This window comes from Gillisia sp. Hel_I_29, from assembly GCF_000744275.1.
Classification (GTDB): domain Bacteria; phylum Bacteroidota; class Bacteroidia; order Flavobacteriales; family Flavobacteriaceae; genus Gillisia.
Map to the genome: position 1 here is coordinate 315,379 of NZ_JQLP01000001.1, position 17,955 is coordinate 333,333.

Consider the following 17,955-nt stretch of genomic DNA (forward strand, 5'->3'; position numbering starts at 1 on the left):
TCACGGGAATTATGTCCTGACAGAGGTAGAATAGATTAAAAAAATTAAATTCAATTTCATGAAATACGACCAAATAGATCGAAAACTTTTTATTAAGAACAGAAAGAACTTTATGGCTAGAATGAAGCCTAATAGTTTAGCGGTCTTCAATTCTAATGATATTTACCCAATTGGTGCAGATAGCACTATGCCATTTCAACAAGCGCGAGATATATTTTATTTGAGCGGAGTAGACCAAGATAAAAGTATCTTAGTGCTCTTCCCAGACGCTCCCTTGGAGAAACACAGAGAGATCTTATTCCTAACAGAAACCAATGATCATATTGCTGTTTGGGAAGGTGAAAAGTTAACCAAAGAAAAAGCGTTGGAAACTAGCGGGATAAAAACTGTATACTGGCTTAAAGATTTTGACAAAGTTTTCTTTGAGGTGATGACGCAATGTGAGACCGTATATTTCAATACCAATGAACATTATCGTGCAAATATCGAAACCGAAACTCGAGAAGCTAGATTTGTAGAATGGTGCAAGAAGAAATATCCTGCACACCAGGTTGCGAAGAGCAATCCAATATTACAAAGATTGCGTTCTGTAAAAGATCAGATAGAATTAGATCTTATGCAAAAGGCATGTGATATAACCGAAAAAGCTTTCCGGAGAACTTTAAATTTTGTGAAACCCGGAACCTGGGAATATCAGATCGAGGCGGAGTATATGCACGAATTTTTAAATAATAGATCTAATGGATTTGCATACACTCCAATTATAGCAAGTGGAAACAATGCGAACGTGCTTCACTATATAGAGAACAATCAGCAATGTAAAGCGGGAGATCTTATACTTTTAGATACCGGAGCAGAATATGCCAATTACGCTAGCGATATGTCTAGAACAATTCCTGTTTCCGGGAAATTCTCTAAAAGACAGAAAGAAGTTTATAACGCGGTGAATAGAGTAAAGAATGAAGCTCAAAAAATGTTAGTTCCTGGAACTATGTGGGCAGAATACCATGTGGAAGTGGGAAAATTAATGACCTCTGAACTTATTGGCTTAGGGTTGTTGGATAAAGCCGATGTTAAAAATGAAGATCCAGATTGGCCAGCCTATAAAAAGTATTTCATGCACGGTACGTCTCACCATATTGGTTTGGACACGCATGATTATGGAATTTTGACAGAACCTATGGAGGCGAATCAAGTTTTTACGGTAGAGCCTGGAATTTATATTCCTGCAGAAGGATTTGGAATTAGATTGGAAGACGACTTGGTAATTCAGCCAAAAGGAGAACCTTTCAACTTAATGCGCAATATTCCTATTGAAGCAGACGAGATAGAAGATATTATGAATTCTTAGAATTCTGACTTTTAAAGCTGCCTTAAGCATATTTTTTTCGTTAAGCTGAACTTGTTTCTGCTTTTAAATATAAGTTAAGATTCTGAAATAAATTCAGAATGACGGATTATAGGAACTTAAGGCAGTTTTTTTATGCGCTAATTTCAGATTTCTTTTGAATAAAATTCTGATATAATAATGCTGCAAGAAATCCTAGTAGCGCAGGAATTACCCATCCCAATCCATAATCTGCAAGCGGAATTAAACGCTTTACATTATCGAAAGATTCTGGAGATATCAAATATTTAAAGGCATCCGGCAAACTGAAGATGATAGTTGCAACTACAGTTGTAGTCATTATTAATCGGGTTCTCCAATGCTCCGGAAGCACGTTCAAAATAATTAAAACAATGGTAACAGGATAGATAAGCAAAAGTACCGGCAAAGCAAATTCTATTATGGCATTAACAGATAATGCACCTATAACTATCCCCATTAAGCAGGCTAATACCACCGTAACAGGATAAACAATTGGCTTACCTATTCTTTCAGTTAGAAAATCTGCAGTTCCTGTTACTATGCCTACTGCGGTTGTAAAGCAAGCTAATGCTACTAGAATGGCTAGTGCAATTTGAGCTAAACTTCCTAAATTTAAAAGGCTTATTCCTGAAAGTAATTCGGTTCTAGTAATGGTATCCGGAAATTCTGAATTTACCATGGCGCCGTTATAAATTAATCCGCCATAGACAAATAGCAATCCGAGAGCAGCTAAGAAAGCAGAAGTGGTAATAATAGTTCTAATTTCTGAAGGGCTTGTAAATCCTTTCAGCTTAACAGAGATAATGATTACCCCTCCAACTACCAAAGCAGCAATGGCATCAAAAGTTTGATATCCTTCAAAAAAACCTGAAAGTATAGGCATTTCTGTTACCGGTTCACCCATGGGTAAATATTCTGAAAAGAATCCGGAGAAAATGATTATCAATAATAATAACAAGATTGCGGGGGTTAAGAATTTCCCCATGTTATTCACAACTGTAGATCTTTTGATCACGAATATGAACACCAAAAAATAATATACAATACTTGTTGTTAATGGAGTGATATCAAAAAAAGGAGCAATCGCAATTTCGTGCGTTACAGCCGCCGTTCTTGGAGCAGGAATTGCAACCGCTATCATATATACCAATATGCAGAAGATAACACTAAATACAGGAGATATCTTATTTGCAAAATTAAACATACTTCCCTGTAATCTTGCATGGGCTAAGATTCCCAATAACGGAATTCCTATCCCAGAGATCACAAATCCTAATGCTACCAAATACCATTCTCTCCCGGCAAAAAAGCCTAAATATGGGGGTAGTATTAAATTACCGGCTCCAAAAAATAAGGCAAATAAAGCAAATCCTACAATAAAGGTTTCTTTGGTAAATTTCATTTTGAATTCTAAAATATTATAATATATTAATTACATGACGCTAAACTACAGAAATACGCAGTTATATTATACCTCCAAAGGTATTGGAAATCCAATAGTTTTCTTACATGGATTTTTAGAAAGCAGCAATATGTGGGAATCTTTCATTCCTTCCCTTTCAGAAAAAAGACAGGTAATATGCATTGACCTACCGGGTCACGGGCAGTCGGGAAATTTAGAGAAAGTGCATAGTATGGAATTAATGGCGGAGGCCGTTCATTATATCCTTTCTTATTTAAAAGTTAGTAGATCAACATTAGTAGGACACTCTATGGGTGGATATGTAAGCTTAGCTTATGCGGAAAAGTATCCTTCAGAAATTTCTGGCTTGGTTCTTATGAATTCTACTCCAGATGAAGATTCTGAAGAACGAAAGGAAACTAGAGACAGAGCAGCGTCTTTGGTTGAGCGAAATAAAGCAGCCTTTATAAACATGGCAATTTCTAATTTGATATCAGAAGAAAATAGCTTGAAGTTCAAGAATGAATTAGATGAGCTGAAAAAAGAGGCTCTAAAGTTTTCTTCCACAGGAATTATAGCCGCAATAAAAGGTATGAAAATTCGTACAAATAGATTAGAGATCTTAACGAATCTAAAAATTCCAAAATATCTTATAGCAGGTGAAAATGACCCAATATTAGATTATCGTAGCATAAAAGAGATCGCTAACCATTGTAATAGCGAACTTTTGAGTTTAAATGACGGTCACTTGTCTTATTTAGAAAATAGGGATGAGATAAAAAGTTTTCTGCACTTAATCGATTAATTATACCTTTTAACCTATTATTTAACTTTTTTTTATAATTTTACACTTACAATCAAGCAAATCAACCTTTTATGGAGAACAAAAATCTTAAGTCATTTTCCTTTGCAAACGCGATCTGCAAAATATTTGGCCACAAATTAGAGGTCTCAAAAAATGTAACAGATCACATTCACGAATATAAATGTGCTAAATGCGGCTTAGAACTTACAGATACAGCGAATGGCTTTATAGCAAGACTTACCCCAAAGTTCAAAGAAACCAATGAATATATAAGAAAGATTCACAAAAAGCGTTGCCAGAGAGTATATGCCAACCACGCTACTTCTTAATTTAGGCTTCGTCTTCTCTTTCTAACGCGTTCCAACCTTTAGCTATTAAAGGGATCTTAGTATTGCCTCGAGTTATTAAGTGCATACCTTCCCTCTCCTCTGTCATGTGGCCGATGATGCTAAAATTTGGATTGCCTTTAATTTTTTCAAAATCCTCTTGAGCAACTGTAAACAGTAATTCGTAATCTTCTCCACCGCTAAGAGCTATTGTGGTACTATCTATTTCAAATTCTTCACACGCTGCAATCACAGCAGGATCTAATGGAATTTTATCTTCAAATAGGTTTACTCCTACTTTAGAGTTCTTACATAGATGAATAATTTCAGAAGATAGACCATCACTTATATCTATCATAGATGTAGGCTTCACTTCCAGGCCTTTCAACAATCCAGAAATATCTCTACGCGCTTCCGGTTTCAACTGTCTTTCAATTAAATAGGTATATGCATCTAGGTCTGGCTGAGAATTTGGATTTACCTTAAAAACTTCCTTCTCACGCTCCAAGATCTGCAATCCCATATATGCTGCACCAAGATCTCCGGTTACCACTAGAAGATCATTGGGTTTTGCACCATCTCTATACACTACATCTTCCTTAGCCGCACTCCCAATAGCAGTAATGCTAATTAAAAGTCCCTTGGTAGAAGAAGTAGTATCTCCTCCAACCACATCTATATTATATATTTTAGCCGCCAGCTCTATTCCTGCATATAATTCTTCTAAAGCCTCTACAGGAAAACGATTGGAACAGGCAATTCCCACAGTAATTTGGGACGCAATTCCATTCATTGCATACACATCAGATAAATTAACCATTACCGCTTTGTACCCTAAGTGTTTTAGAGGCATATAAGCAAGATCAAAATGGACTCCTTCTACAAGAAGATCTGTAGTTACTAAGGTTTGTTTGTCTTTAAAATCCATTACTGCAGCATCATCTCCTATAGATCTAATGGTAGATGCCAACTTGGGAGCCAGATTTTTGGTTAAGAGGTCTATTAGACCAAATTCGCCTAATTCTGAAAGGTTTGTTTTGCTTTGGTGACTATCTTCTAACATAATTGAAGTTTTGAAATGCAAAATAAATGAATATTATTTCAACATCCCCCATTTAATCGGGATTTTAAGAAATTCATTCTAAACACAAACCATTTTAATGGCGAACCTAATTTTTAAAGTAGATTATACAACTGATTAGATGCATAATAGCACTTTAATAATATTATTTTCTTCCATTGTAACTGCCTATGCTCCTATACTTAAATCAAATCTATAGGATATGGTAAACCGTTTGTTTTGTAGTATATTTGCACAAAATTAAGACTAATCTTTTTAGCTATGATAAAGGTAAGCGAAGACGCAAAAAAAAGGATTGCATTGCTCATGTCTGATGAAGGCTATAATGCTTCTACAGATTTTGTGCGTGTAGGTGTGAAAAGTGGTGGATGCTCTGGATTGTCCTATGAATTGAAATTTGATAAATCTCAAGCAGATAACGATAAATTATTTGAAGACAACGAAGTAAAGATCGTTGTAGATAAAAAAAGTGTATTGTATCTAGCCGGAACTATTTTGGAATATTCTGGAGGATTAAACGGAAAAGGATTTGTTTTTAACAATCCAAACGCACAACGTACCTGTGGATGCGGTGAAAGTTTTTCACTATAAGTGGTAATTTTCAGATCCAAGATTCCATACCAGTAATTAAAAGATCCTGCTTAGAGATTCGATAATTATAAAGGTTTTTTTTGAGGAATAATATATCAAAATAACAATTGATACAGCGCACAACAGATCACTTGTGCTTGGAAAACATAAAAGACGCTTAAAACGATACTTGCAGTTAAAGTTATTTTTAAGCAAATAAGTTTAAACAATTTTAAACTTTGAATTAAAGAATATTGAACATTAGAATATGGCATATACTGAAGACGATTTAAAGAAGGAGCTCGAGACAAAAGAGTATGAGTATGGATTTTATACCGATTTCAAATCTGATACTTTTCCTATTGGTTTGAACGAAGATATTGTTCGCGCAATTTCTAAGAAAAAAGAGGAGCCGGAATGGATGACCAACTGGAGACTAGAGGCTTTTCGCATTTGGGAAGAGATGACAGAACCGGAATGGGCTAACGTACATTACCAAAAACCAGATTTTCAAGCGATCTCTTATTATTCATCTCCAACATCTGTAGACCCTAATAAGACCTTAGATGATGTAGATCCTGATCTTTTAGCGATGTACAAAAAATTAGGGATCTCTGTAGATGAGCAAAAGAAGATGAATAATATTGCAATGGATATTGTAGTAGATTCTGTATCTGTTGCTACTACCTTCAAAAAAACATTGGCAGAAAAGGGAATCATATTTATGAGTATCTCTGAAGCAATAAAAGAATACCCTGAACTTGTGAAGAAATATCTTGGAACTGTGGTTCCTCAGAAAGATAATTTTTATGCAGCACTAAATTCGGCAGTATTTAGTGATGGTTCTTTTTGCTACATTCCTAAAGGAGTAAAGTGCCCAATGGAACTTTCTACTTATTTTAGGATAAATCAGGCAGGAACCGGTCAGTTTGAAAGAACTTTATTGGTTGCCGATGAAGATAGCTATGTAAGTTATTTAGAAGGTTGTACTGCTCCAACAAGAGATGAAAATCAATTACACGCTGCAGTTGTAGAACTTATTGCTTTAGATGGAGCAGAAATTAAGTATTCTACAGTTCAAAACTGGTATCCTGGAAGTAAAGAAGGAAAAGGTGGGGTTTATAACTTTGTGACTAAACGTGGTCTTTGTGAGAAAAACGCTAAGATCTCATGGACGCAGGTTGAAACCGGTTCTGCTGTAACCTGGAAATATCCATCTTGTATCTTAAAAGGAGATAATTCTATAGGAGAGTTCTACTCTATTGCCGTTACTAATAACTATCAGCAAGCGGACACAGGAACAAAAATGATCCACCTTGGTAAGAATACTAAGAGTACCATTATTTCTAAAGGGATTTCTGCAGGAAAATCTCAGAATTCTTACAGAGGATTAGTTCAGATAAACAGTAGAGCAGAGAACGCTCGAAATTTCTCTCAATGTGATTCATTATTGATGGGGAATAAATGTGGAGCGCATACTTTTCCATATATAGAAGTTAAAAATAAATCTGCTAAGGTGGAGCATGAAGCTACTACCAGTAAGATTGGTGAAGACCAAATCTTTTATTGTAACCAGCGCGGTATAGATACTGAAAAGGCAATTGCCTTGATCGTAAATGGTTTTAGTAAAGAAGTATTAAACAAACTTCCTATGGAATTTGCCGTAGAAGCTCAAAAATTGTTGGAGATCTCGTTAGAGGGTTCTGTAGGATAAATAAGTAAGAATGTTAAAAAGACTATTTTTCATATTTGCCCTTATTGCCACTACGGTATCTTGTGATAACGAAACGCAATCTACTGTAGAGAATGAAGTTGAAGTTAAAGCTGTGGACAGCATTCAGAATTACAAAGGAAATTTTATTTCTGTAGGAAACTCTGCTGTACTTAAAGGAGACCAGTTTGTATTTCAGGTTCAATTAGATTCTGTGACTGCAGATCTCAAAAAAAGCTTTAATGAATACACATTAGAGAACGCAACTATAGTTCCGGTAGAAGTTAAGGGTAAGGTTATAGATAGTAAAAAATCAACAGGATATTCACAGGTAATTGAAATTACAGAAGTTGTAAAGATCTTTGCCGAAAAGAAACCTGCAAACGAAGAATTAAAGAAGTAAAAATGTCCGGTTGTAACGGATGTATACCATATAATTATGCTTAAAATAAAGAATTTACACGCAAACATAGAGGATAAGGAAATCCTTAAAGGAATTAATCTTGAAATAAATCCAGGAGAGGTACACGCTATCATGGGTCCTAACGGATCTGGAAAAAGTACGTTATCTTCTGTTATTGCAGGAAAGGAAGAATATGAGATGACAGCTGGAGAGATCATTTTTGAAGGTAAAGACCTTACAGAATTAGATCCTGAAGAAAGAGCACATGCTGGTGTCTTCTTATCTTTTCAATATCCTGTAGAGATTCCTGGAGTTTCTGTAACCAACTTTATGAAAGCCTCTATTAACGCCCACAGAAAATCTAAAGGATTAGAAGACATGCCGGCTAATGAGATGTTGAAACTAATTCGTGAGAAATCTGAATTATTAGAGATAGACAGAAAGTTCTTATCTCGTTCTCTAAACCAAGGATTCTCAGGTGGTGAAAAGAAGAGAAATGAGATCTTTCAAATGGCTATGCTAGAGCCTAAATTGGCCATTTTAGATGAAACAGATTCTGGTTTGGATATAGATGCTTTGAAAGTGGTTTCTAAAGGTGTAAATGCTTTGAAAAGTAAAGACAACGCGGTATTAGTGATCACGCACTACCAACGTTTGTTAGACTACATAGTTCCAGATTTTGTACATGTTATGCTGGATGGTAAGATTGTAAAATCTGGTGGAAAAGAACTTGCTTTAGAGCTTGAGGAAAGAGGATATGACTGGATCAAACAAGAGAATGCAGTTTCTTAAATAATTCTGAGCAGCAATTATTATTGCAGAATGAATTATTAAAGAATAAAAATTAGAGCCTTGTTGGTTTTAGAGATATGACCTGTTTAGGCAATGAAAATTGAAAAACATTATGGAATTAAAAGATAAATTAATCTCTTCCTTTTTAGCTTTTGAAGAAGCCTTAGATACAGATTCGGACATACATCAGTTAAGATATGATGCTATAAAAGAATTTGAATCTCTTGGTTTTCCTACAAAAAAACAGGAAGCTTGGAAATACACTTCCCTTAATTCAATATTAAAAGAAGATTATAGTGTATTCCCTAAAAAGGAGGATGCAATAGAATACCGTGATATTAAGAAATATCTTATTCATGATATAGATACCTATAACCTTGTATTTATAGATGGGATTTTCTCTTCACACCTTTCTCAAACTACACATGATAAGATTGATGTTTGTTTGATGTCTTCTGCGCTAAATAAGCCAAAATATAAAGATCTAATAGATACTTATTTCAATAAATTAGTAACTAAAGAAAATGGATTTACTCCTTTAAATACTGCATTTTCTAGAGAAGGAGCATTTATTCATATACATAAGAATCAGGTTGCAGATAAGCCTATTCAGATCATTAATTTCTCTACAGGAAATGAATCAGCATTATTGGTTCAGCCTCGAAATTTGATCATTGCAGATGAGAACTCTCAAGTTCAGATCATAGAGCGTCATCAAAGTCTAACAGAGAATCCTGTGCTTACCAATTCGGTTACAGAGATCTTTGCAGCTAAGAGAGCTATTATAGATTATTATAAGATTCAAAATGATAAATCTTCCGCTTCTTTAATAGATAACACCTATGTAGACCAAAAAGATGATAGTAATTGTTCTATGCATACCTTTTCCTTTGGAGGAAAGTTAACCAGAAACAATTTAAACTTTTATCAAAAAGGAGAGCACTGTGATTCTACCTTAAAAGGGATTACCATAATTGAAGAAAAACAGCATGTAGACCATAATACGCTAGTTCACCATATTTCTCCTAATTGCGAAAGTCATCAGGACTATAAAGGGATTTTTGCAGATAATTCTGTTGGAGTTTTCAACGGGAAAGTATTGGTAAATAAAGAGGCCCAGAAAATAAACGCTTTTCAGGCAAACAACAACATCTTATTGGATGATAAAGCTACCATTAATGCAAAACCTCAATTAGAGATCTTTGCAGATGATGTAAAATGTAGTCACGGTTGTACCATTGGGCAATTAGATGAAGAGTCTTTATTTTATTTAAGATCTAGAGGTATTCCGCTAAAAGAAGCTAAGGCTTTATTGATGTACGCTTTTGCTAACAATGTATTGGAAAGTGTAAAAATTCCTGAGATCAAAAAAAGAATTACACACCAGATCGCTCTTAAATTAGGAGTGAGCTTAGGATTCGATCTATAAGCCTTATTATAGTATCCTTCCAAAAAAAGTAAAAATTATATGAAAGTTGCTGCAGAAAAAATTCCGTTAGACCTTGAAAAGATCAGAAATGATTTTCCAATTTTAAAGCGGAAAGTCAATGGACATCCCTTGGTGTATTTTGACAATGCAGCTACTTCTCAAACTCCGCAACAAGTCATAAATGTTATTGTAGATTATTATTCAAACTACAATGCCAACATTCATCGTGGAGTGCACACATTATCTCAAGAGGCTACAGATAAGTACGAAGAGGCTAGAAAGACCATTCAGACGCATTTTAATGCTGAAAAATCTTACGAGATCATATTTACTTCAGGAACTACTCATGGAATAAACATGGTGGCTAACGGTTTTGCCTCCTTGCTTGAAAAAGATGATGAAATAATTGTTTCTGCCTTGGAGCATCATTCTAACATTGTGCCTTGGCAAATGTTATGTGAGAAAACCGGAGCTATTCTTAAAGTGATTCCTATGTCTCAAAATGGAGAATTGATCTTTGAAGAATATGAAAAGTTGCTTTCAGACAAGACCAAAATGGTCTTTGTTAATCACGTTTCGAACGCCCTTGGTACCGTAAATCCTATTAAGAAAATCATAGATGCAGCTCATGCCATTGGAGCAGTGGTTTTGGTAGATGGAGCTCAGGCAGCACCACATATTAAAGCAGATGTTCAAGAATTGGATGTAGATTTTTATGTGACTTCTGCTCATAAAATATGTGGACCCACAGGAGTTGGAATGCTTTATGGTAAAGAAGAATGGCTTAAAAAACTTCCTCCCTATCAAGGTGGCGGTGAAATGATTGCTACGGTTACTTTTGAAAAGACAACTTATGCAGATTTGCCTCATAAATTTGAAGCTGGAACTCCAAATATTTGTGGAGGTATTGCATTTGGGGCCGCTTTAGATTACATGAATGCTATTGGTTTTGATACTATTGCCAACTACGAGCATCAGTTGTTGGAGTATGCAACTTCAGAATTATTAGCGATAGAAGGAGTTAAGATCTACGGAACTTCTAAGGATAAAACGGCTGTCATCTCTTTTAATATTGAAGGTATTCATCCTTACGATATTGGAACCATCATAGATAAACTTGGAATTGCTGTAAGAACAGGACACCATTGCGCACAGCCTATTATGGATTTCTATAAGATCCCGGGAACAGTAAGAACTTCCTTTGCCTTTTACAACAGTTTTGAAGAGATAGATCTTTTTATTGCTGCGGTAAAAAGAGCTAAATCTATGTTGGAGTAAATTTTATTATCACCTGAGCGAAGACGGAGGGTTTATCTCATTTCAAAACATCTCGACTCCGCTCGATATGACATTCAGTAAAGATTTTGGCTCTGTTATCACTACCTCGACTTAGAAAGTAATCGAAAAACAATAATTAGAATATGCGAAAACATGTTCAGAGTGAGGTATTATAAACGGCAATGTCACCCTGAGCGAAGACGAAGGGTTTATCTCAATTCAAAACATCTCGACTCCGCTCGATAATAGCATGTAGAAATATCCAAAAACACTTCAGTCTTAAAAACCACCAATAATTCGCCTCCTTTTCGTATTATTAATTTCTGTAAAAAATTCATAATATGAAATATATAGTCTTGGCCATTATCTCATTACTGGCATTAAAATCTTGTTCTCAAGAAGCAGATCAGCAGAAAGAAAATATGATATTTACTTATGATGAATTTTCAAGAGGCTTTGCAAACTCGTATATCATTACTAAAGAAGATATCACGGTTAAATCCGGCACTATAGATGATCTTATTAAGTCCAGACCAATTACAGCAGAAGAATATCAAAATTTGATCGACTTAACAGAAGCTATAGATATAAAAACACTTAATGCATACGAGTCAGATTCTGATGATAGAAATCGGGATGCCGCTGCACATGCCGAACTTAATGTAAAATGGAATGATGAGGTGTACAATTCTAAAACCTTTGATAAAGGCAATGCGCCCAAACCACTTGTTCCATTGGTTAATGCTATAATAAGATTAGCAGAAACTGTTGAATAGCAAAACAGGTTATTGTATTTTTGCACCAAATTATAGATATATGAGTATTAAGGAAAATCAGCAAGAAATAGTAGAGGAGTTCTCCATGTTCGATGACTGGATGGAACGATATGAGTATATGATTGAACTGGGAAAATCTCTACCTCTTATAGATGAAAAATATAAAGTTGAAGAAAACCTTATAAAAGGCTGTCAGAGTAAAGTGTGGGTTCACGCACAATTAGATGGGAATAAGTTGAACTTTACTGCAGATAGTGATGCAATTATTACAAAAGGGATAGTTGCCATTCTTATTCGTGCATTTTCAAATCAACATCCTTCAGAAATATTAGAATCAGACACACAATTTATAGATGATATTGGGCTTAAAGAACATCTTTCTCCCACCCGAGCCAATGGTTTGGTAAGTATGATCAAGCAGCTTAAAATGTATGCATTAGCATATCAAACACAATTAGATTAAAATGGAACAAGAAATAAACACCGAAGAATTAGGAGAAAAGATAGTAAAGGTTTTAAAAACTATCTATGATCCAGAAATTCCTGTAGATATATATGAACTAGGTCTAATTTATGACGTCATGGTTAATACAGACTATGATGTAAAAATTTTAATGACATTAACAACTCCTAACTGTCCTGTGGCAGAATCTTTACCTAGAGAAGTAGAAGAAAGAGTGAAATCTGTAGACACGGTAAAAGATTGTGAAGTAGAAATTACTTTTGATCCACCATGGACGCAAGATCTTATGAGTGAGGAAGCCAAATTAGAATTAGGCCTACTATAATTTAAAAAATAACTGTACTATGTCTACTGAAATTATTAATAGAGTAGCAAACAGCAAGCTTATAACTTTTGATCTAGAAGACTACTATCCTAAAGGGGAGCGTAGTCTTTTTGATATTAAAGACTGGCTGCTTGAAGGACTGGTTCTAAGAGAAACCATCTTTAGAGAAAAAGCAATGGCTCATGATTGGAGTAAGTACAAAGACCAATATGTAGCACTTACCTGCTCTACAGATGCAATAATTCCGGCCTGGGCTTATATGCTTTTAGCTACCCATTTACAGCCATATGCTAAAAAAGTAATCTCTGGAGATCTCGAACTATTAGAGACTATATTATATACAGAGATCATTCAAAATATGGATCTAAGTGCTCTGGAAGGAAAACCGGTTATAGTTAAGGGATGCTCTCATAAACCAGTTCCGGAGAATGCATATCTATTGCTTATTGAAAAATTGCAACCTATTGTAAAGAGCGTACTTTATGGAGAAGCATGCTCCTCTGTACCTTTATTTAAACAAAAAAACACAGCTCAAAAATGAAAAAAATGCTCTTGGCCTTAACCCTAGCTTTTGCTGCTAATTTTGCGAATGCACAGGATAAAAAGAAAGATTCTATCCCGCCAAATGGATGGACTAAGGATGGTAACATACAACTGCTTTTTAACCAATCTGCTTTTAATAAAGAGTGGAAAGGAGGTGGTACTTCAAGTGTCTCAGGAAACTTAACATTGAACTATGATCTTAATTATAGAATGAATGATTTTACTTGGGATAATAAATTGCTGGCAAATTACGGTCTAACGAAAACTAAAGATGATGAGTTTACAAGAAAGACTAGTGACAGAATAGAGTTTAATTCTATTGCAGGTAAACAATTGACAGATTCTAATTGGTATTATTCTTATTTCTTTAATTTTAGAAGTCAGATCGCAAAAGGATATGAATACAGTGAAGATACAGACACCGGAGAGACTATTCGTACAGAAACTACTCATTTCTTTTCTCCTGCTTATTTACAAACTGGACCTGGCATGATGTGGAAAAAGAACGACAATTTCATGTTTAATATAGCTCCGGCTACAGCACGCTTTATTTTTGTGGATGATGTTTTTACATCTGAAGTAGATTATGTAGATGGAGATTATTTTGGAGTAGATCAGGGAAAATCTAGTAGGTTTGAATTTGGTGCCTCTATTAGCGCTTTAGCCACATTTGAAATTCTAGAGAATGTAAATATGGAGAACTCTATTAATCTATATTCTAATTACCTTGATAATCCCGGTAATATAGATATAGATTATCTAATGAACATGGAAATGACCATTAACAGATATCTCTCAGCAAATTTATTATTTCAAGCTATTTATGATGATAATGCCGTTGGAGCCTTTCAAATTAGAGAAGTCTTTGGACTCGGTATCAATTATAAGATCTAAGAAAGATCAACGTATACTAAACTTCTAAAATAGCTGCTTAAAAAATTTTTAAGCAGCTATTTTTTTGTGTTCTAGTTAAATTTATGTTGAATTATTAGCTTTAAAACACCGATTAACATCAATTGTTTAACTTTGTGACTATGATAGAAAAGACTGATTTAAATTACGAAAAAGCTGTCCTAATAGGTATAGTTACCCAAGATCAGGATGAAAGCAAATTAAAAGAATATCTAGACGAACTAGAATTTCTTACTTATACCGCAGGGGGTGAAGTCCTAAAACGTTTCACTCAAAAAATGGACAAACCAGATCCAAAAACCTTTATGGGTTCTGGGAAGATCATGGAGGTAAAACAATTTATTGATGATAATGAAGTTGGAACTGCCATTTTTGATGATGAATTATCACCAGCACAACAAAAGAACATAGAAAAGATCCTTAATGTTAAGATCTTAGATAGAACCAACCTCATCCTAGATATTTTTGCTCAAAGAGCACAAACCAGTTATGCACGTACTCAGGTAGAATTGGCACAATATCAATATTTATTGCCTAGACTTGCGGGTATGTGGACTCACTTGGAGCGTCAGCGTGGTGGTATTGGAATGCGTGGTCCCGGAGAAACAGAAATAGAGACAGATAGACGTATTGTACGAGATAAGATAGCCCTATTAAAGAAAAAAATAGAGGTTATAGATAAACAAATGGAAGTACAGCGTGGTAATCGTGGTGCTCTGGTTAGAGTTGCTTTAGTAGGATATACCAACGTTGGAAAATCTACTCTTATGAATGTTGTTAGTAAGAGTGAGGTTTTTGCTGAAAACAAACTTTTTGCAACCTTAGATACTACAGTAAGAAAAGTGGTAATTCGCAACCTCCCTTTCTTGCTTACAGATACTGTAGGATTTATTAGAAAACTTCCTACCCAATTGGTAGAATCTTTTAAATCTACTCTAGACGAGGTAAGAGAAGCAGATCTGTTGTTACACGTAGTAGATATCTCTCATGAGAATTTTGATGACCATATTGAATCTGTAAATCAAACCTTGGCAGATATTAAGAGTAGCAATAAACCTACTATCATGGTTTTTAATAAGATTGATGCTTATACAGAGACCAAAATTGAGGAAGACGATCTTATTACAGAAAAAACGGAAGAACACTATTCTTTAGAAGATTGGAAACGCACCTGGATGAATAGAATGGGTGATAATGTGATCTTTATCTCTGCGCTGAATAAAGAGAATATAGAAGATTTTAGACGTAAAGTTTACGAAGCTGTTAGAGATATTCATATTACTAGATTTCCTTACAATAACTTCTTATATCCGGAATACGATAAGTATACAGATGAAGAAGAATAAAATTCATGGCCTCTTTTAAAATGGAGGCCATTTTTAATTTCATTTAATCCTATTTAACCTTGAGCTATAATCTTTATAATATTGCATTCTATAATGTTGAAAATTTATTTGACACCATAAATGATCCTCATACCTGGGATGATGATAGAACTCCTGAAGGCAAGGATCTTTGGACCATGGAGAAATACGAAGATAAAATAAAGAATATCTCTAGAGTTATTTCTGAAATTGGGCATGACAGTACTAAAACCGCCCCTGCGGTGATCGGACTTTGCGAAATAGAAAATCTAACGGTTTTAGAAGATCTTGTAAACCACCCTAATCTTGCCCCATTTAATTACAAGATTGTGCATTATGATTCTCCCGACAAACGCGGAATTGATGTAGCATTATTATATCAGGCATCATTATTTACGGTTCATCATTCAGAACCAAAACCTCTAATGATCAATTATTTAGATGATGAAAATAGAAGATTCTACACAAGAGATCAGCTATTAGTTTCCGGGAGTTTAAAAGGTGAAAATGTTAATCTGATAATCAATCACTGGCCATCTCGAGGCGAGGGAATAGAAGAAACTAATTATCGCAGAGAAAAAGCTGCAATGCTTAACAAAGAGATCATAGAAGAGCTTTACCATAAAGATCCAAAGGCTAAGATCATTAGCATGGGAGATTTTAACGATGGTCCTAACAGCAAGAGTTTTAAAGAGATATTACAAACCAATAGCAATATTGCCCTAATAGATGAGCAACAATTGCATAATCCCATGGAGATAATGTCTCAAAAAGGTAAGGGCTCTGTTGCTCATAGAGATGAATGGCACTTGTTCGATCAGATCCTTATTTCAGACTCATTTGTTGGTAATGTAGAGGGTTTACAGTTCTATGATGCTAAAATATTTAGCATGCCTTACCTCATTTCTTTATCTGGTCAATATCAGGGTTTTCCTTTTAGAAGTTATGACTTTGATGGCTATACCGGTGGGTTTTCAGATCATTTTCCTGTATATATTTCGCTTATCAAACACGATTAATTTCCCGTTACCCGTACATTATCAATATCATACGTAGTGGTTTTATCTGGAGCTGATCCTAGATATTTAAATGCAATATTCACATCCCCATTAAAACAGGAAATATCAAATTCAGATTTTTTGAAGATGAGTCCGTTTTGGTTAGATGGCCCTTTAGGAACTTGAGCATCTAAAAGCTTCCAATTGGTGGTTCGCGGATTTCCAGTAAAATCATCAGTGATATAAACGCTTAAAATAGTAGCATTATCAAAAGATGCCTTAATTTCAAAGGTTAGTACCTCCGCTATACTTTTATCCAAATTAATATTCGGAGTAACCAACCAAACTTCCATGGGACTTTCCATCGTATTATAAGCAGAAACCCTCAGAAATCTATTTCCTAAAAGTGTAGCATCTTCAAAACGCTTACCTCCATTGATGTTGATATTCGTCCAGCCTTTTCTATCTAACATGTTTTCATTGGTAATAGAATTAAAGTTCTCTTCAAATAATAACTCAACCCCCATTTCTTTTTCATTACCACAGGTAAAGAACTCCGGGTCACATCTGTTATCGCTGCTAAAATCCAAATCTTTTGGAGAATTCAATATCAATACAAAATGGTCATCATAAAAGTTCCTTGATAGTACACCTGTAATGCTTCCACTACCTTTAGGCAGTAGCATTGATTTAAAATCTGAATAGGTGCTAGTGCTTAACATTGTTGTGAAACCATCTATACAACTCTCTAATTGCCGCTCTGCATCATATCTATCTGTACTTTCTCCTGCTAAGCTGAAAATATGAGCATCCCTAACCAGATTCTTATTGAATTGAACGTCTTCTACCTGAACATAAAGATTAGCATACACCAACGAAAACTCAGATAACGTAAGCGATATGGGTGTAATAATCTCTCTCTTTATAGATTTGATAAGATGTTCTTCTATTAATGCTTTTGGAATTACCACAACATCTCCTCTATTCTGAATCCCTAGCTGCATAACGCCATTATTCTTCCAAAGACTCAAACCATCTAATTTTATATAAAGTTTTCTCCCAAACTCGTAAGAATTGAATAGGGATGCATCATCTACAAGTATTTGTATTCCTGAAGTTGGATTTTCAGGCTTATCTTGCAACATTAACTTCTTATAGAAGTTTCCACCTTCATCACTAGAAATTACGTATCCTTCCATAAAAACATCTGTTTCCTGAAAAGTGTATATTTCTTTGGTCTCTATATTATAATGCCCTTTTACGGCAGAAATACTGGTGGTAGTACCATTAAAATCATCTATAAGGCTTTCCGTTTCCGGAAGTTCAAAGTCATCTGTATTTACACAAGAAATGCATAGCACAATTAGGATACTTAGACTAGTATAGAATCTTGATCTCATAATCTTAA

The 17,955-nt window shown here is 34.8% G+C and carries 19 protein-coding genes; 16 read left to right on the forward strand and 3 right to left on the reverse strand.

All coding sequences use genetic code 11. The features are described 5' to 3' along the window. The first annotated feature begins 58 nt into the window (after positions 1-58). Entirely contained in the window at positions 59-1,351 is a 1,293-nt protein-coding gene (locus P163_RS01475) for an aminopeptidase P family protein (RefSeq protein WP_034886998.1), read from the forward strand. A gap of 130 nt (positions 1,352-1,481) precedes the next feature. On the opposite strand, the gene brnQ is transcribed toward P163_RS01475, so the two are convergent. Beyond that, positions 1,482-2,771: a branched-chain amino acid transport system II carrier protein gene (gene brnQ / locus P163_RS01480; protein WP_034886999.1), complete on the reverse strand. Its 1,290-nt coding sequence runs from the start codon at positions 2,769-2,771 to the stop codon at positions 1,482-1,484. Positions 2,772-2,805: 34 nt separating this feature from the next. Between brnQ and P163_RS01485 the strand changes: the two genes are divergently transcribed. Beyond that, positions 2,806-3,576, forward strand: a complete 771-nt coding sequence (locus P163_RS01485; protein ID WP_034887000.1) for an alpha/beta fold hydrolase — start codon at positions 2,806-2,808, stop codon at positions 3,574-3,576. Between the two features lie 71 nt (positions 3,577-3,647). After that, the gene (locus tag P163_RS01490; RefSeq protein WP_034887001.1) at positions 3,648-3,905 is read left to right on the forward strand and encodes a hypothetical protein; all 258 of its coding nucleotides are present in this window, start codon (positions 3,648-3,650) and stop codon (positions 3,903-3,905) included. Between the two features lies 1 nt (position 3,906). Here P163_RS01490 and thiL read toward each other — a convergent pair whose 3' ends face one another. After that, positions 3,907-4,965, reverse strand: a complete 1,059-nt coding sequence (gene thiL / locus P163_RS01495) for a thiamine-phosphate kinase (RefSeq protein ID WP_034887002.1) — start codon at positions 4,963-4,965, stop codon at positions 3,907-3,909. A 279-nt stretch (positions 4,966-5,244) separates the two neighbouring features. Here thiL and P163_RS01500 point away from each other — a divergent pair, with 279 nt between their 5' ends. From P163_RS01500 to P163_RS01560, 13 genes are all read left to right on the forward strand, one after another. Then, positions 5,245-5,574 (forward strand): HesB/IscA family protein, encoded by a 330-nt coding sequence (locus tag P163_RS01500; RefSeq protein ID WP_034887003.1) that lies wholly within the window; start codon positions 5,245-5,247, stop codon positions 5,572-5,574. Between the two features lie 247 nt (positions 5,575-5,821). Beyond that, on the forward strand, positions 5,822-7,267 hold the full coding sequence (gene sufB, locus P163_RS01505; protein ID WP_034887004.1) for a Fe-S cluster assembly protein SufB: 1,446 nt from the start codon (positions 5,822-5,824) through the stop codon (positions 7,265-7,267). A 10-nt stretch (positions 7,268-7,277) separates the two neighbouring features. Then, complete coding sequence (locus P163_RS01510; protein WP_034887005.1) at positions 7,278-7,667, forward strand: hypothetical protein; 390 nt, start codon at positions 7,278-7,280, stop codon at positions 7,665-7,667. Positions 7,668-7,703: 36 nt separating this feature from the next. Then, on the forward strand, positions 7,704-8,459 hold the full coding sequence (sufC, locus tag P163_RS01515; RefSeq protein WP_034887006.1) for a Fe-S cluster assembly ATPase SufC: 756 nt from the start codon (positions 7,704-7,706) through the stop codon (positions 8,457-8,459). A 112-nt stretch (positions 8,460-8,571) separates the two neighbouring features. Continuing rightward, complete coding sequence (gene sufD / locus P163_RS01520; RefSeq protein ID WP_034887007.1) at positions 8,572-9,888, forward strand: Fe-S cluster assembly protein SufD; 1,317 nt, start codon at positions 8,572-8,574, stop codon at positions 9,886-9,888. Between the two features lie 39 nt (positions 9,889-9,927). Then, positions 9,928-11,166 (forward strand): aminotransferase class V-fold PLP-dependent enzyme, encoded by a 1,239-nt coding sequence (locus tag P163_RS01525; RefSeq protein WP_034887008.1) that lies wholly within the window; start codon positions 9,928-9,930, stop codon positions 11,164-11,166. A 341-nt stretch (positions 11,167-11,507) separates the two neighbouring features. After that, positions 11,508-11,942: a hypothetical protein gene (locus tag P163_RS01530; RefSeq protein WP_034887009.1), complete on the forward strand. Its 435-nt coding sequence runs from the start codon at positions 11,508-11,510 to the stop codon at positions 11,940-11,942. A 40-nt stretch (positions 11,943-11,982) separates the two neighbouring features. Continuing rightward, a complete protein-coding gene (locus P163_RS01535) occupies positions 11,983-12,405 on the forward strand; it encodes a SufE family protein (RefSeq protein ID WP_034887010.1) in 423 nt (140 codons plus the stop codon). Position 12,406: 1 nt separating this feature from the next. Beyond that, positions 12,407-12,730, forward strand: a complete 324-nt coding sequence (locus tag P163_RS01540) for an SUF system Fe-S cluster assembly protein (protein WP_034887011.1) — start codon at positions 12,407-12,409, stop codon at positions 12,728-12,730. 19 nt (positions 12,731-12,749) lie between these two features. Next, positions 12,750-13,271, forward strand: a complete 522-nt coding sequence (locus tag P163_RS01545; RefSeq protein WP_034887012.1) for a DUF2480 family protein — start codon at positions 12,750-12,752, stop codon at positions 13,269-13,271. Continuing rightward, a complete protein-coding gene (locus P163_RS01550) occupies positions 13,268-14,167 on the forward strand; it encodes a DUF3078 domain-containing protein (protein WP_034887013.1) in 900 nt (299 codons plus the stop codon). Before P163_RS01545 ends, P163_RS01550 begins: the two co-directional genes overlap by 4 nt. A 140-nt stretch (positions 14,168-14,307) precedes the next feature. Beyond that, a complete protein-coding gene (hflX, locus tag P163_RS01555; protein WP_034887014.1) occupies positions 14,308-15,531 on the forward strand; it encodes a GTPase HflX in 1,224 nt (407 codons plus the stop codon). A 59-nt stretch (positions 15,532-15,590) separates the two neighbouring features. Then, on the forward strand, positions 15,591-16,568 hold the full coding sequence (locus tag P163_RS01560) for an endonuclease (protein WP_034887015.1): 978 nt from the start codon (positions 15,591-15,593) through the stop codon (positions 16,566-16,568). Here the strand turns inward: P163_RS01560 and P163_RS01565 are convergent. Continuing rightward, a complete protein-coding gene (locus P163_RS01565) occupies positions 16,565-17,947 on the reverse strand; it encodes a DUF5689 domain-containing protein (RefSeq protein ID WP_034887016.1) in 1,383 nt (460 codons plus the stop codon). The two genes, P163_RS01560 and P163_RS01565, sit on opposite strands and share 4 nt — an antisense overlap. Positions 17,948-17,955: the final 8 nt, after the last annotated feature.

Bases quoted from the DNA above. Each gene is read 5' to 3' on its own strand.
- P163_RS01475 (WP_034886998.1), top strand. From the start codon at position 59: ATGAAATACGACCAAATAGATCGAAAACTTTTTATTAAGAACAGAAAG.
- brnQ (WP_034886999.1), bottom strand. From the start codon at position 2,771: ATGAAATTTACCAAAGAAACCTTTATTGTAGGATTTGCTTTATTTGCC.
- P163_RS01485 (WP_034887000.1), top strand. From the start codon at position 2,806: ATGACGCTAAACTACAGAAATACGCAGTTATATTATACCTCCAAAGGT.
- P163_RS01490 (WP_034887001.1), top strand. From the start codon at position 3,648: ATGGAGAACAAAAATCTTAAGTCATTTTCCTTTGCAAACGCGATCTGC.
- thiL (WP_034887002.1), bottom strand. From the start codon at position 4,965: ATGTTAGAAGATAGTCACCAAAGCAAAACAAACCTTTCAGAATTAGGC.
- P163_RS01500 (WP_034887003.1), top strand. From the start codon at position 5,245: ATGATAAAGGTAAGCGAAGACGCAAAAAAAAGGATTGCATTGCTCATG.
- sufB (WP_034887004.1), top strand. From the start codon at position 5,822: ATGGCATATACTGAAGACGATTTAAAGAAGGAGCTCGAGACAAAAGAG.
- P163_RS01510 (WP_034887005.1), top strand. From the start codon at position 7,278: ATGTTAAAAAGACTATTTTTCATATTTGCCCTTATTGCCACTACGGTA.
- sufC (WP_034887006.1), top strand. From the start codon at position 7,704: ATGCTTAAAATAAAGAATTTACACGCAAACATAGAGGATAAGGAAATC.
- sufD (WP_034887007.1), top strand. From the start codon at position 8,572: ATGGAATTAAAAGATAAATTAATCTCTTCCTTTTTAGCTTTTGAAGAA.
- P163_RS01525 (WP_034887008.1), top strand. From the start codon at position 9,928: ATGAAAGTTGCTGCAGAAAAAATTCCGTTAGACCTTGAAAAGATCAGA.
- P163_RS01530 (WP_034887009.1), top strand. From the start codon at position 11,508: ATGAAATATATAGTCTTGGCCATTATCTCATTACTGGCATTAAAATCT.
- P163_RS01535 (WP_034887010.1), top strand. From the start codon at position 11,983: ATGAGTATTAAGGAAAATCAGCAAGAAATAGTAGAGGAGTTCTCCATG.
- P163_RS01540 (WP_034887011.1), top strand. From the start codon at position 12,407: ATGGAACAAGAAATAAACACCGAAGAATTAGGAGAAAAGATAGTAAAG.
- P163_RS01545 (WP_034887012.1), top strand. From the start codon at position 12,750: ATGTCTACTGAAATTATTAATAGAGTAGCAAACAGCAAGCTTATAACT.
- P163_RS01550 (WP_034887013.1), top strand. From the start codon at position 13,268: ATGAAAAAAATGCTCTTGGCCTTAACCCTAGCTTTTGCTGCTAATTTT.
- hflX (WP_034887014.1), top strand. From the start codon at position 14,308: ATGATAGAAAAGACTGATTTAAATTACGAAAAAGCTGTCCTAATAGGT.
- P163_RS01565 (WP_034887016.1), bottom strand. From the start codon at position 17,947: ATGAGATCAAGATTCTATACTAGTCTAAGTATCCTAATTGTGCTATGC.